A 14,554-nucleotide genomic window follows, 5' to 3' on the forward strand; every position below is an offset into this window, starting at 1 on the left:
GGGAGGCAGTTCGCATCTGTGCCGAGGACGAAGTCCTGGCGGGAATTCAGGATGCGCAGAGGAAGCTTACGGCAGAAAACCCCGACAGAGTCGTGACCGTCGGCGGCAACTGTATGGCGTCGCTTGCCCTCTTCGATTACCTGCACGGGAAATACGAGAACGTTGGAATCGTCTGGATCTATGCGCATCCGGATGTATCCACGCTGAATGATGGCTACCCCAACGCTCACGCCATGGTACTTGGCAACCTTTTGGAACAGGGTGCACCGCAACTCGTTTCGCGGATGCGGCATCCGGTGTTTAAGCCGAGCGATGTCCTGCATGTCGGGCTACAGCAGCTCCACGACTATCAGGAAGTTTGCTTAAACAAGCATAGGTGTTGCGGTTTTAGCCGATGTCCTCATGGAGGAAAACGACATGCTGGGTCTGTCTGATTAAAGTCCAACAGTTTCCATGAGGCATCTAGCACGGTAAAAGCTAAAGACCCGGGAGACCCCAAACTGTCAACCATCTTTACGGGTGCAAGGGAAACGGGCAAGACAGCCCCCTCTCGCTCCTATCCGAAACGGCGCTTGAACACGGCTGGATTGCAGCGAATGTCTCCGCCATGCCCGGCATGCTCGAAGATATCATCGAGCACACAAAGGAGGCCGCAGGCCGTTACCTCTCGCAGCCCCATACACGCGTGAGCGGAGTTCAAGTTGGGCAGCGGGGCGGTTTAGCGCGCCAATATAATCAAATCGTGCACTTCCATAGCCTCTCGTCTACGTGGTGTACCGTCGTCTCCCCTTTTATCAGAGTTGGGCGATTTCAGGCACCCGAGCTGAACTCAAATTGAACTCAACGATGCCTTATCGGTCGAGGGCGTCCTAGCGAGAATATACAGAGGCGCACATTTCGCAGGGAACCTCCCATTCGTTATCATATCGGGATGCTGTCAAGGCAGCGTCAATGCGTTCGACCTACACCTTCTCGCTTTTCGAGGCCTCGTCTGCAGGACCATCGGAATCGATACGGAATCGATCGGCATACCATTCATCCGAAGCAATCACCTTATGGAGCATCTGGAGATGCAGGTCGACATAGTGGCAGAACGCCTTGCCGCATTCCACGAGAGGCGCATTGTTTCTCTCGTTGGGCTCGGCTCCAAAATTAAACTCGACCTCATAGCCCTCCCCAGGCACACCCATGCTCGGCAGAACATCAATGGAGAAGTGGACGAATCCAGACGTCACCTTGTATACATCTTTTACCTTTGGATCGAACTTCTCGAGTAAGTCTTGAAGTCTTCCATCGGACATCTTCTCACCCGAGAAATCTTTCAGCTTGTTCACAGGCACACCTTGAAACACCTGCTTGAGAAAGTCATCCTGGTCTTCGGCGGCGAATAATGCGAATGTCCGCAGGCAGACTCCAACCTGTGCGCGGAGAAGCTGGGCGACGCAAACAAGATTCCTCGACTCGAGCATGGAGATGAATCCGTCTATCAGTCTCATCGCATACTCAGAGGAGGATGCCAGATATAGATCCCATTGGGTAAAGTCGCCGTTCATGAAGGGAATCACTGCATTGCGCTCGGCGACTCTCAAGGCACTCAGGCTTTGTTCTATTTTCTCAGCTTCTTGTTTGAACTGTTCGCTATCCAAAATGCCCCCAAATGCCGGCTTCTCAACAAATCAAAAAAGCAGGAGAGATAGAGATTAGGTTCCTGCTCCACTGAACCCGCGCTTCCAGTCGAGACACTCCTCCTCGAAGATCTCCCCAGAGTCCCGTCTCTCGCGCCCCTCACGGAACTGTCCATATCAGTGTAGCCAATCCAAGCACAGCCCCACCGCACGGCCCAGTCGCTTCCGGTCCTGCGTGGCCCCATGAAGGCGGAAGGGCGTGGTTGTCGTCATCGCGTTCCTTTCTCCTCATACCTTTTGGGCATGCGTCACGGGCCCCCGCGCGGCGCCGAGAGCGAATCGGCGCAGGCTTGGGGCCAGTTGCGTAGAGGTTGAGGTTCGGGTTTCGCCGGCTTACGCAGCTTGGCGGGCAGAGCGCCCGGGCTCGCTGCGCCTAGGGCGCGGCGGGATCCGCGACGCCGGAGGTGTCGATCTCGCCCAGATTGGCGAGCTGCTCGATGAGGGGGAGGCCCATCGGGTCGTCCACCTCGACGCCGCCGAGCACGATGGTGCTGTCGCGCGTGTCGATTTGGGTTGTGAACACGGCCGGGTCGAAGCCCGAAGCGATAAAGCCAATGCCCGCGAGGACAACACCCGCGGCAACGAGCCCGCCCGCCACGGCGAGGTAGATCTTCTTCGCGCTGGTCATGGTACTCACTCCTTTCTACGCCGCGAGATGCGCGGCAGCGCCGCCCTTCTCGCCCTTGCCCTTCCAGAAGGGCGAGGCGGCCTTCCTCGCCCAGAGCGCCGAAAGGCGCGCAATTTGTTTTGAGGCGGCCCAAGCGCCAGCACCAACGAAGAGCGCCACGCCGACGAGGCCGAGCCCCACGCCCGCCGAGGCGAGGGCGTACGGGAAGTGGCCGATGGTGACGCCGCTTACGGCAAGCAGGAGCTCAACTACGCCCACGCCCCCGAGTGCCGCCGCGACGATCCACACGCAGAGTGCCAGCAGCCAGATGCAGATATAGACCGTGACGGCCACGGCGGCGAAGGCGGCGAGCAGCGGCACCCACACCGGGGAGCCCACGATGGTCAGCACCCACAGCAGCGTGGTGCTGCGCCGGCGCGTCCTCGCGATCGCGCGCGGCACGGCGGGCAGGTCGTCGAGCGTGGCCTCCGCCACCTCGCCGGGTGTGCCCATGGCGGCCACGGCCTCCTCCTCGCTCATACCGTCCTCCATGCGGTCAGCGATGGCCTCCGCATAGAACGCCTTGGTCTCCTCCACCTGCTCGGCCGGCAGGCAGGCGAGCAGCTCGCCCAACCGGCCCAGAAACTCATCGCGCGTCATGGTGCGCCCCCTCAACGTATGCGTAAATCTCCCGTACGGACGGCCACTCGGCCAGGAACTCCTCGATGCGTGCTCGCCCGTCGTCCGTGATGCGGTAGTACCGGCGCAGCCGCCCGTTGTGCTCGGCGGAGCGCGCCGTGATGCACCCGGCTTTCTCCAGGCGCTTGAGCAGCGGGTAGAGCGTCGACTCCGTGAGCCCCATGCTCGCCGGTACGTCCTTCACGATCTGGTAGCCGTAGGACTCCTCGCCGGAGACGGCCGCGAGCACGCAGGCCTCCAGGAAGCCGCGCTTCATCTGTGCCTCCATCCGCACACCTCCTCTCGTCATATACTATGCTATACACACTATACGATGCAAGGTATTAGACGTCAACTCTCATCGCGAAGATTCTCCGGCCCCTGCGCGCTGCGAACGTGATGTCGCGGGGCGGTTGGCATTATGCATGAAACGTCAAGTAACGCTCTTTTGATCCACTTCCACTCGGCCCCATTCGCCTTGTACAACGCCCCCTTTCAACCTTGGGTTCAAGAGAGCCGCTAGGCTGGACGTGCCGGACGGTAAAGTCCTGGACGCCATGGTGAACTTCTCCGATGCCATGGGGGTCATGGGTCTACGCCGATGGAGTCCCACGTACGCGGCAGGGCTCGCCCGTCACCGCTGGTCGCCGGACGGTCCCCACGCCCCGCTCGCCAACGCGCAGGCGACAGCAGCAGTCCAGCGCTGGCTGGAGACGCCGGAATGCCCAGAAGATGCGTTTCCCATCGCTGCGGCAGAGCTTTTTGCAGGGGTGGCAGTTTTTCTATATCCCAAGGTCAGATAGGCTTCGGTAGCCACCTTGGAAGCATCGCCAATAGACTCTTCCTTTATACGTTCGGCATAATCGTAGGCGATACCCACAAATTCCAGTCCCGAGCAACAGGAGTACAATTGCTGCAATTGTTGCCAGCTGTTGGGAGATGGAAGATGGACTGCGATGGCTACCCGCGCATTCCCATGCCGTTGATGTGCACCGCCTTTGTGCCGGGGCAGATTGACGCTGCGGTTGCAGGCATTTCCGACCCCGATTCACGCACCATCGCCACGGCAGAAGCGCTGTACTTTCGCGGACAGGCCACGCTCGCTGCCAAGACGGCGCGCCCCTATCTTGACGCCACCGATCCCGCACTGCGCTATTCCGCATGCCTTATCTGCGGATATGCCAGTCTGTCGCTCAACCGTATCGCCGACGCCCGCCGGTGCCTTGCTGGCATCCTCGATACGCCAACTGACGAGGAATCGCCCGCCGTCCACGCCACGCATATCCTGTTCGCCTCGGCCGCGAGTGTCCTGCTGCACTTGCCTTCCCCGTATTCTGCTGAAGAGTTTTATCCACTTGCGGCGCATCTGCCCGAAGGTCTGCGCCTGTTCGCCAGCTACGTGATGGCGCATGCCCTATACCTGCGCGGCGAATATGGCCGCAGTCTGGGCATGGCAGAAAACGCCCTGATCATGAAACAGGGAAGTTATCCCATCTCGGAGCTGTTCCTGCACCTGTCGGCTTCCATGGCCTGCATGAGCCTCAAGGACATCGACGCCGCAAAGGCACACTTCGGAGCCGCTTGGGACGTTGCGCGTCCCGACGGCCTTATCGAACTCATTGGCGAGCACCACGGCCTTTTGCAGGGGCTTATCGAGGCGTGTCTAAAAACGCAATACCCTGACGACTTCGCACACATCATCGAGATTACGTATCGATTCAGCTACGGCTGGCGGCGCATCCACAACCCCGATTCGGGCGAGGACGTGGCCGACGATCTGACGACCACGGAATTCACCATGGCCATGCTCGCCTGTCGCGGGTGGACCAACGCCGAAATCGCACGCCATATGGGAGTATCGCCGGGCACCGTCAAAAACCGCCTATCCGGCGTATACGCAAAGCTTGGCATCGGCACACGCGCCGAGCTGGTCGCGCATATGTTGCGTTAGCAACCGGGCTGCCAAGCGCATCGAACGCGTTCCGGAACCCGGCGCTTCGCTCAATCAATTTGGACATTTTGACCCTTGAACGGCACTACCGCCACGGGGAACCTTCTCGCAAAATTGGATTATTTCCACCGATACCTGCGGGATGGGAGCCAAAGATGCTTGATCGCCGTTCGTTACTTGTTGCCGGAGCATCCTCGTTGGCAGGCATCATGCTGTCTCGCGTGCCGGGAAGCAAAAATGCATTCCTGCTGCCGTTCGCCCCCACCGAGGCATACGCCGACGAAGATGATCCCTTCAAGGTCTTGGTGCTCTCGCGCACCATGTTCGGTGTGGTCGTGGTCGACGTCGCCAACAAGAATACGCCCATCACGGGTGCCCAGGTCACGCTCACATCGCGCTACGCCGCAGGCAAGCGGCTCACCGCTACGACCGATGACGAAGGCACGGCCATCTTTGAGGTCGCGCCGCTTTCGGAAGGCTACGTGGACGAGGCGACGCTTCTCGACGCGTACGACTTTAACGGCGGTATCTCCATTAGCATGGCGGACTACCGTGATGTCGAGATTCCCCTCGCGCGTATCCAGGGCGGCACCGCCATAACCGCGCCCACGCGTCCGCTTTCCGACGGCGAGCCGTACTTCCGCCAGCTCACATTCGACGAATGGGACATCCAATACGCTGAAGCCACGTTCATGGCATTGCCGAAGAACGACACGGCAAACGAGCAGCCCGATACGCACGCCTTTACCGTGCAGGCACATCTGCCACAGGGTGGACAGGCAACGCTGCACATCAACAAAGTGACGCCTGCCGCGGGCAGCTCACCCGAAACCGTCACGCAGATTGGCCAAGTCAAGGCCAGCGCATCGGGTGCGGATAATCTGGCGACGTTCACACTCGAAGACAAGTTCCTCGATGCGGCATCGGACCTTCTGGAAGAAGGCTGCAAGCTGTGCTTTGTCCTCGACTATCGGGGCAAAACCTACACGCTCTCCTCCCCCATGGCCGTTGTCACTGCGCCGGCCGCAAAGGCAGAATCGGGATCGACCACTATCGTCCCCACTACCATGGACCAAGAGATCACTCCGTTTGATTTCCCGGCGGCGTTTCCCGGCATCGGCGGCAATAAGTTCACGTGCTGGATGCCCTCATTCCCCATTTTGTTCGATTTCTCGTTTGCTGGATACGTGCTGTTTGGCGGAGGATACAAACCGGTCGGCTACATGAACGATTCAGGCAATCCGGATCCGGAGTACTGGAAGAAATCGCCGCGCGAGTCGGGCGCCAAGCAGGCAAACCGCTACCTCGACGAGATGGAGGGGAAGTGGAATCAGTACAAGAGTATGAGTGCCGGTTCGGGAACCGATCCAAGAAACACTAAGCTCCTTCGCCACCATTGCACGCTGCTGTTCACGATGGATATCGCCACACAGCTGTACGGCTCGCTCGCCTACGATTGGGTGGGCAAAACCTGGGGCAACAACAACGACCCCGCATACGGCAATATTAAGGCGCTCTTTCAAGTAAGAACCGACCTCAATTGGACCGAGCAGTTTACCCTAGGACCGGTGCCGTTTTTCCTAAACGTCAACCCCTGGGTGCTGGCGAAGCTGGCGCTCGCCGTGGGTGCCCACACGCACGGCAGCGGCGCGGCGTTTTTTAAAAACATTTCGCTCGACTTTTCAAACACCTCGGGCTCATTCACCATCCAGATCGGGCTTGCCGTCACCTTTGGCGCCGGCGTTGCAGGCGTCGCTTCGTCTGCCGTGCGCGGCGCCGCATCCCTCACGCTGTTCATTGGGTACGAGAAGGCAGATGGACACCAGCTTCCGCGACTGCGCGTAGGTGCAGACGTCGATGTCGATGTGATACTCCAGTTCGTAATGTTCAAGTGGACCACCAAGGCTTGGTCGGGGTCGTGGCCCACACTCCTCGATTCGTGGAATATGTCGGTGAACAATGGCAACCAGTATGTGCTCCAGCGCTCTGAGCTCGCATTGGGTGGAGATACGCCTTACACGTTGGATGCCCGCTTCGGCACGCCCAGCAACATCGAGGCGGGCGGCGTGCCGCAATTTATCGCATCGGCCACCATCGTCACCAACGCCGAGCTGCTCGCACGCGCCGAGGTTAAGGCCGCTGTCGTAAACGCCGCGCCTGTCGCACGCGATTGGGAGCAAGCGGTCACGCGCATTGAACTCGAGGCAGATGCAGAAAGCGACGACACGGGGCAGATCGAGCATTTCGTCCACGCACTGATAGAGAACGGCGAAAACGCCGCGTCGATGTATAAGTACACCTATATCGGGCAGGCGAAGGACGCCGCTGCGGACCCCAACGCCAATTCTGCTGGTGTATCGGAGGACGAGCGTGGCGGCATCAAGCCCTCGAGCGACAACGTGCTGTTTGCTGGCGTGCTCAGCGAAGCCCACATGAAGCTAACGGTGATTGCCGGCGTGGAGTGCTTGTTCCGTATCGCCTCGGTGCGCTACGGCGAGAATGGTCGCTCGCGCCTGGTGGTGCACACAAAGGCAAACGGCACGTGGTCCGCTCCCACGCCCGTGGACTTTCCCCTTGGGTTTGGCGAGAACGACGTGGAGCGCGACGGCATATACGATTACGACTTCGACGTGGTGGAATATACGGACGGAAGAGGAAACCAGGACGCCTACGTGCTACTGGTCTCGGGCGAGCGCCCCGACGGCGACAACACCCTTTTCGATACGGCAAGCACAGCCGGCATACTGTCCGTCGTGCGCCTGCGCATAAGCAACGGCGGAGTTCGCGTGGTGTCGCATACGTCATGGCGCAGCATTTCGCGCGGCCGCCTGCAAGAGGATGGCTACCATTGCCTGCAGTGCCCGCGCATCACGGTGGGCAAGACGCTGGTCGACGGACGTCTGTCGGGTGCCTACCTCCACCGCCGCGGAACCACCGCAGAAAAGGCGCTCGGCAGCGAGGCCGAGGTTGCGCTGGAGTGCTTTACCCTGTGGTCGGACGTTTCGGGCGACAGCCTGACGTTCCGCCAAGTTCTCCGCTTTCCACAAGCACCGTCGAGTATCGAGCTGGGCGAGCCCGAAAATATCAACGGCAAAATGGTGGTGCCCGTTGCGTACGAGACTGCAGACGGTTGCGGCTGCGCATCGTACGCCGTGATCGGCCAGTCCATCGCGGGCTGGGGCGTTATGTCGCCAGATGCCACAGTACCCCACGCGGTGCCGTGGCCGCAGCACACGGGCTTTTTGGCTACCGTCAACGAGCAACTGCAGCATATTACTTGGACGCGAGGCGCATCGGTATTTGCAACGCAGCCCGTGGGTGCCGCAGGCTGCGGCCCGGCATCGTTTAGCGTAAGCAACAACGGCAGGTGCGTGCTCTATGTAGAGAACACCGATGGCAAAGTGGGACAAACCTACGACGAAGAAGGCAACCCGGTAGCAGTGATGGGCAAGCACTTCCGCATCTTCGCCAGCACCTTGGCAGGCGATCTGTTCACGGAGCCGTTCGTGATGTGCGAGCTGGACCATCCCGTCGATCAGATAACGACATTTTTGACGTCGGGGAGCATGCTCTCCGCGCTCGCCACGCACATTGTGAGCGCGGAGAAGAGCGAGGCAGAACTACACGGCATCGAAGTGCCCTTGGTGGCGTGTGCCACTCCGACGGGCGCGGTCGCTACCTCGGGCGCGGTGGTGCCCGGAGCAGCAGGCGAATCCTTCATGGTCACGGTGCGAAACGACGGCAACACCTTGCTGACCGCCGGCACGATCGATCTGTACCGAGAGGGCTCCAGTCAGCCGTTCTCCAGCGCATCCATCGGGTTCGGAGTGAACGCACGCATGGCATCGATCTACGATCCAGAGCTTGCCGAGGACGCTTCGGCCAACGACATGACACACGTGAAGTACACGCTCGAGACGCTGGGCGCACATTTTGCAACGCACCCGCTGGTAGCCGACAGTGGCAACGCCGTGCTGGCACCGGGTTGCACGGCACAGTTCCGCATGAGCTTCGCCATCCCCGAGAGTTGGAGCGACGAAGTGGGCAAACGCGTAACGCTGTATGCGAAGGCGCGTAATCTGGTGGCGCTCGATCCCGTAACGCTCGAGGAAATTCGACCGGGCGCAAACTCGGCGCTGGGTGCCGTACTGCACGAACTTCATGTGCCCGACGCGGCATGCGAGCGCTCAGAAGTTCAGGTCGGCGTATGCGGCAGCGCGGATACGACAGAACTTCACGACGCCCCGATGACGGTCGACGGCGATGGCGGCACGAGTGGCGGCAGCACTGACGAGGGCGGCGGCTCCGGCGGAAGCAGTTCCGGCAGTGGCAAGGACCACGGCAATAACAAGCGCTCCGGAAAAGCGGGCGCGCTTGCGGGCACGGGCGATGTCAACGCTCCCCTCACGGCAGCCGCTGCAGCACTCGCCGCGGCAGGCGCCGGCCTTATCGCCTACAGCGCCCGCCGCACGGCGCTCGAAACCGACACCGCCAATGAGGTCAATTCTGATAGACCTCGCTAGCTCCTAGCTACTTTTGTGAGAGACGCCGACTCGGCTCATCGAGCACCAAAAAGGGCTGGCCCCGATAACTCGGAGCCAGCCCTGAGTCGCCTGACATGGGAATCGCAGTCCGCTACTTGAGCTTCAGCGCCTCCATCATGGGCACGGCAGCATCCCAGTCGATCTTCCAGCCGATCGACACACGGACGGTTTCACCCGTCGCGGGAGCCGTCGCAAACAGCGTATGGCCGTTTTCGGGACCGGTAAAGCGCAGCCACGTTATGCCGTTGTACTCGACCTGGTCGGTTGTTGTCTCCTTGCCTTCGTAGACCTGCTCTAGGCTTGCAACCTCTTCCTCCGGCGAGCGCGGGAAAATGCTGATGTTCAGGCGTCCTCCAGTCTCGTCGTGGAAGAAGTTTGCCTTTTCGCGCTCTTCGTCGGACGAATCCAGCGTGTACCCATCGGCGGCCTCGATGCTGTACGATGCGCAGTCGATGCCCGTTAAATCTGTCTTCTCGCCAGAATCGGCCACGCCGCCGGCCGCCTTGAACTCCTTGGTCTCGCAGTCCGTGGTGTCAAAGTGCATGGCCTCATGATTCTTGGCAGGGGCGTAAGCGTCTACGAACTCGACAGTGATGGGCCCGTAGTACGCCGTCTTGGGCGCCCAGAAGTAAACATACTCAACGGTCTCGCCCGGACCGATATCTGGCCTCTCGGAAAGGTCAATTCCCTTGTGCAGATCATCGGGAGCTTCGCTTGCGACGTAGTCGAGCACAGCCGCCTTGCCAGAAGTAAACAACGGGTCGCCTGCCTCAAGATCGCCCTGAGCAGCATGCACGTTAAAGGAACTGAACGTCCTGTTCTTTGTGTTGTTGTTGGTAATCTTGATGTGCAGGTAAAAGCCGTCCTGCTGCTTGGCATCACCGCGATAGAACGTACCGTGAGCCACAGACTCATAGGTAATGCCTGCTACCTCGACCGTCTGCGAATCATAGGCCTTGGCCTTCTTGGACTTCTCCTGCACAGGTGCGCTCCCGCCCGAGCCACTCGGCGCATTACCGCCGCAGCCGGCAAGCGTACACGCCAACACAGCCGAAAGCGCCACGGTGGGAATTCCTAACAGCAGCTTCTTCGTCATGGGCTTCATCATCCTCACCGCTCCTTTCGCTTGCAGCTCATCCGTTGCCCGAGGCCTTCGTCGTCCCGTGGCATCGGCTTCCACAATGAGCGTATGACGAAACACGGCGCCGGCGAAGTGACCCGTGGCCCAAATAACGACCCACCAGCGTTCCTTATGGGCCAAAAGAACTCGCACATGCACGCCCCCGGCCCATAAAACGAGACGTCTGTCCCAATGTTCGATTCGATCCAACAATCCGCACGACACGTTTTCGACAACGTATCCAACCGCAAACGCAGCAAGACGCATTCGGCCGCCTTCAAATTTACTCGGGCAGAACCGACTCGGTTTTGTCCGAGTAAACTCGAGCATAAACTGATCCATGCGATACAATTAACTCGGACAAAACCGAGTCGGAAGGAACCGAGTAAGTGGAATTTATTGGCAGGGAGCGTGAGCTCGCCCGTATTAAGAAAACGCTCAAAGCACCCGAGCAGCGCAATGTTCTCATTTACGGCAGGCGTCGCGTCGGAAAAAGTGAGCTCATCAAGCAGGCACTAACCGATTTGTCGGACGTCGCAACGGTCTATTACGAGTGCCGCCAAACCTCCGAGGCAGACAACCTCGAGAGTCTGTCCGTCCTTGTTGCTGAAGCGCTGAGCTTTCCTCCGCTCGCCTTCACAGGCATCCGCGAGCTCATCGAATTTCTGTTTGCCCAAGCTAAAGACAAGAACATTACCCTCGTTCTCGACGAATACCCCTACTTGAGAGATGCGGTTAAAGGCCTAGACAGCATTCTTCAGACCTCAATCGACGCCCACAGGGAAGACTCACGTTTAAACATTGTCCTGTGCGGCTCCTACGTTGAGATTATGAAATCCCTCATCGAGCATGAAAGCCCCCTCTACGGGCGAATTGATCTCGCGCTTGAGCTTAAGCCCATGGATTACTTTGACGCTGCGAAGTTCTATCCCGCGTTCTCGCCCGAGGACAAGGTGCGGCTCTATAGCGTTTTTGGCGGTATCCCCTTTTACAATCGCCTCATCGATCAATCCCAAAGCGTACGCGACAACATCATCGAGCTCGTCACGGAACCTGGCGCCCGCTTAGAAAGCGAGGTGCCGTCCTATCTCAACGCCGAGATCTCGAAGATGACCAACGCCAACGAAGTTTTCGGGGCTCTCGCACAAGGCTACTCCCGTTGGGGGGACGTGCTGGCACAGTCGCATGTCTCGAGCGGTCCGGCCATGGCAGACGTGCTCGACAAGCTCATGTCACTCGAAATCGTCCAAAAGCGTGCACCCATCAACGACCCTACGAACAAGCGCAAGTCTGGCTACTTTGTAGTGGATCCGCTTTCGCTCTTTTACTATCGCTATGTTTTCCGCAATGCCTCAGCGCGTCAGCTGCTCGACTCGGAAGTCTTCTATGATCGTCACGTCTTCCAAGACTTCGAGGAAAACTACGTTCCTCATATGTTCGAGGAGATCTGCCGTCAATACCTCGTGCGGCAGAACAGGACCGGCAAGATCGAACCGGCTTTCGACGCCATAGGCAAGTACTGGTACGACGACCCCGCAAACAAAACGAGCGGCGAATTCGATGTGGTAACGCAAGACCCCGAGGGCTACGCATTCTACGAAGCAAAGTTCCGCAAATCCCCCATCACGCAAAAAATGGTCGACGAGGAAATCGCCCAAGTCGAGGCAACGGGACTCAAGTGCCATCGCTATGGATTCTTCTCCCGTTCGGGCTTCGAAGCTGGCGAAAGCGATCGAACCGTCTTCATCGACCTGCCGCAGATGTTTGGATAGGACAGGACAGGTCCCTCCCGCATTCCAAGCATTCATTATCTAATCGAACGATTGTTCGATGGATTTCGTGTTGGTTGGAATCGTCTGTGGGCTGGGCTATGCTACCTTGACTATCTATATGACTAAAACGCAGCAAAGGAGCACCGAGAGAGCGAGTATGGCAAAAAACACCGCAAACTATGGTAACGACAGTATCCGCCAGCTCAAGGACGAGGAGCGCGTACGCCTGCGCCCTGCCGTCATCTTCGGCTCGGACGGACTCGATGGCTGCGCGCATGCCGCCTTCGAGATTCTGTCCAACGCCGTTGACGAGGCGCGCCAGGGCTACGGCAAGCTCATCACCCTTACCGCCTTTCGCGATGGCTCCATTCAGGTAGAGGACAACGGCCGTGGCTGCCCGCTCGACTGGAACCCCTCCGAGAAGCGCTTTAACTGGGAACTCGTCTTTTGCGAGCTCTACGCCGGCGGCAAATACAATAACAACCAGGGCGGCGACTACGACTTCTCGCTCGGTACCAACGGCCTGGGCTCGTGCGCGACCCAGTACGCCTCCGAGTACATGGACGTCACGGTTTGGCGCGATGGCAACAAGTACTCCCTGCACTTTAAGAAGGGCAAGGTTGTCGGCGCCAAGAAGAAGGCACTCGAGATTGAGCCCAGCGACGAGAACCGCACCGGCACCACCATCAAGTGGCGCCCCGATCTTGAGGTCTTTACCTCGATCAGCATTCCCCACGACTGGTATCGCGAGACCATGCGCCGCCAGGCCGTGGTCAACGCCAACGTGACCTTCCGCCTGCGCATCGAGGGCGACGATGGTGAGTTTTCCGAAGAGGATTTTTGCTATCCCAAGGGCATCGAGGACTATGTGCTCGAGAAGGTCGGTACCGACTACCTTACCGAGCCCTTCTTTATCGAGGCCGACCGTCGCGGTCGCGACCGCGAGGACCTGCCCGACTACAACGTGAAGATTACCGCGTGCATGTGCTTCTCGCGCACCTTCATGATGCAGGAGTACTACCACAACTCATCGTGGCTCGAGAACGGCGGTTCGCCCGAGAAGGCCGCCCGCAGCGCTCTGACCAGCGCCATCGATGCCTACATCAAGCAACAGGGCAAGTACAACAAAAACGAGAGCGGCATTAAGTGGCAAGACGTCCAGGACTGCCTGGTGCTGGTGACCAACTGCTTCTCCACCCAGACGTCCTATGAAAACCAGACTAAGAAGGCCATCAACAACCGCTTTATCCAGCAGGCTATGACGGCCTTCTTTAAGGAGCGCCTCTCGACCTACTTGATCGAGAACAAAGACGCTGCCAACAAGATCATGGAGCAGGTGCTCATCAACAAGCGCTCGCGCGAGAACGCCGAAAAGACGCGCCAGAGCATCAAGACCAACCTGCAGCAGAAGACCGACATGGCCAACCGCGTGCAGAAGTTCATCGACTGCCGCTCCAAAGATAAGAACCGTCGCGAGATCTACATCGTAGAGGGCGACTCGGCAGCAGGCGCCATTCGCACCTCGCGCGATGCCGAGTTCCAGGGCGTTATGCCCGTCCGCGGTAAGATCCTCAACTGCCTGAAAGAGGACTGCCCGCGCATCTTTAAGTCCGACATCATCATGGACCTTATGCGCGTGCTGGGCTGCGGTGTGGAGATCAAGGACAAGCGCATCAAGAACCTTGGTGCCTTTGACCTGGACAACCTCAACTGGAACAAGGTCATCATCTGTACGGACGCCGACGTCGACGGTTATCACATCCGTACGCTCGTGCTCACCATGCTCTACCGCCTGGTGCCCACGCTTATCGACGAGGGTTACGTGTATATCGCCGAATCGCCGCTCTACGAGATCAACTGCAAAGAGAAGACCTACTTTGCCTACACCGAGCTCGAGAAGAACGGCATCCTCAAGGAGATTGGCGACCAAAAGTGCTCCATCAACCGCTCCAAGGGTCTTGGTGAGAACGACCCGGACATGATGTGGCTCACCACCATGAATCCCGAGACGCGTCGTCTGATCAAGGTGGAGCCCGAGGACGTCACCAAGATGGAAACCATGTTCAACCTGTTGCTGGGCAACGACGAGGCAGGCCGCAAGCGCCATATCTCCGAGCACGGCAAGGAATATCTGGACCAGCTGGACCTGCAATAGCAGCAAATCGATAACGACGGCCCATAAGAAGTTCAAGAGGAA

10 protein-coding genes are annotated in these 14,554 nt (G+C 59.0%); 5 read left to right on the plus strand and 5 right to left on the minus strand.

Features of this window, described 5'->3' with window-relative positions; genetic code table 11:
• Nucleotides 1–14: 14 nt before the first annotated feature.
• Nucleotides 15–434: an arginase family protein gene (locus LK493_RS10330; RefSeq protein WP_408583386.1), complete on the plus strand. Its 420-nt coding sequence runs from the start codon at nt 15–17 to the stop codon at nt 432–434.
• Between the two features lie 528 nt (nt 435–962).
• On the opposite strand, the gene LK493_RS01690 is transcribed toward LK493_RS10330, so the two are convergent.
• The 4 genes from LK493_RS01690 to LK493_RS01705 all read right to left on the minus strand — a co-directional run bounded on the left by LK493_RS01690 (nt 963) and on the right by LK493_RS01705 (nt 3,259).
• Nucleotides 963–1,646: a hypothetical protein gene (locus LK493_RS01690; protein WP_195361944.1), complete on the minus strand. Its 684-nt coding sequence runs from the start codon at nt 1,644–1,646 to the stop codon at nt 963–965.
• Between the two features lie 412 nt (nt 1,647–2,058).
• On the minus strand, nt 2,059–2,313 hold the full coding sequence (locus LK493_RS01695) for a hypothetical protein (protein ID WP_118081429.1): 255 nt from the start codon (nt 2,311–2,313) through the stop codon (nt 2,059–2,061).
• 15 nt (nt 2,314–2,328) lie between these two features.
• Nucleotides 2,329–2,952: a DUF1700 domain-containing protein gene (locus tag LK493_RS01700; RefSeq protein WP_138114217.1), complete on the minus strand. Its 624-nt coding sequence runs from the start codon at nt 2,950–2,952 to the stop codon at nt 2,329–2,331.
• The gene (locus tag LK493_RS01705) at nt 2,939–3,259 is read right to left on the minus strand and encodes a PadR family transcriptional regulator (RefSeq protein WP_006234594.1); all 321 of its coding nucleotides are present in this window, start codon (nt 3,257–3,259) and stop codon (nt 2,939–2,941) included. Before LK493_RS01705 ends, LK493_RS01700 begins: the two co-directional genes overlap by 14 nt.
• 657 nt (nt 3,260–3,916) lie before the next feature.
• Between LK493_RS01705 and LK493_RS01710 the strand changes: the two genes are divergently transcribed.
• Together LK493_RS01710 and LK493_RS01715 are read left to right on the plus strand one after the other, a co-directional pair.
• Nucleotides 3,917–4,921, plus strand: coding sequence for a helix-turn-helix domain-containing protein (locus LK493_RS01710; RefSeq protein ID WP_227789900.1), 1,005 nt, complete (start codon nt 3,917–3,919; stop codon nt 4,919–4,921).
• Nucleotides 4,922–5,076: 155 nt separating this feature from the next.
• Nucleotides 5,077–9,444, plus strand: a complete 4,368-nt coding sequence (locus LK493_RS01715) for a hypothetical protein (RefSeq protein WP_227789901.1) — start codon at nt 5,077–5,079, stop codon at nt 9,442–9,444.
• Between the two features lie 112 nt (nt 9,445–9,556).
• Here the strand turns inward: LK493_RS01715 and LK493_RS01720 are convergent, their stop codons facing one another.
• On the minus strand, nt 9,557–10,573 hold the full coding sequence (locus tag LK493_RS01720; RefSeq protein ID WP_227789902.1) for a DUF5067 domain-containing protein: 1,017 nt from the start codon (nt 10,571–10,573) through the stop codon (nt 9,557–9,559).
• A 401-nt stretch (nt 10,574–10,974) separates the two neighbouring features.
• On the opposite strand from LK493_RS01720, the gene LK493_RS10275 reads away from it, so the two are divergent.
• Nucleotides 10,975–12,357 (plus strand): ATP-binding protein, encoded by a 1,383-nt coding sequence (locus LK493_RS10275; RefSeq protein ID WP_196022200.1) that lies wholly within the window; start codon nt 10,975–10,977, stop codon nt 12,355–12,357.
• A gap of 157 nt (nt 12,358–12,514) precedes the next feature.
• Nucleotides 12,515–14,512 (plus strand): DNA gyrase/topoisomerase IV subunit B, encoded by a 1,998-nt coding sequence (locus LK493_RS01730; RefSeq protein WP_227789903.1) that lies wholly within the window; start codon nt 12,515–12,517, stop codon nt 14,510–14,512.
• Nucleotides 14,513–14,554: the final 42 nt, after the last annotated feature.

Origin of the sequence: Collinsella aerofaciens (genome assembly GCF_020709435.1) — a bacterium.
Lineage (GTDB): Bacteria > Actinomycetota > Coriobacteriia > Coriobacteriales > Coriobacteriaceae > Collinsella > Collinsella aerofaciens_AU.

Bases quoted from the DNA above. Each gene is read 5' to 3' on its own strand.
- LK493_RS01695 (WP_118081429.1), bottom strand. From the start codon at position 2,313: ATGACCAGCGCGAAGAAGATCTACCTCGCCGTGGCGGGCGGGCTCGTT.
- LK493_RS01700 (WP_138114217.1), bottom strand. From the start codon at position 2,952: ATGACGCGCGATGAGTTTCTGGGCCGGTTGGGCGAGCTGCTCGCCTGC.
- LK493_RS01705 (WP_006234594.1), bottom strand. From the start codon at position 3,259: ATGGAGGCACAGATGAAGCGCGGCTTCCTGGAGGCCTGCGTGCTCGCG.
- LK493_RS01710 (WP_227789900.1), top strand. From the start codon at position 3,917: ATGGACTGCGATGGCTACCCGCGCATTCCCATGCCGTTGATGTGCACC.
- LK493_RS01715 (WP_227789901.1), top strand. From the start codon at position 5,077: ATGCTTGATCGCCGTTCGTTACTTGTTGCCGGAGCATCCTCGTTGGCA.
- LK493_RS01720 (WP_227789902.1), bottom strand. From the start codon at position 10,573: ATGATGAAGCCCATGACGAAGAAGCTGCTGTTAGGAATTCCCACCGTG.
- LK493_RS01730 (WP_227789903.1), top strand. From the start codon at position 12,515: ATGGCAAAAAACACCGCAAACTATGGTAACGACAGTATCCGCCAGCTC.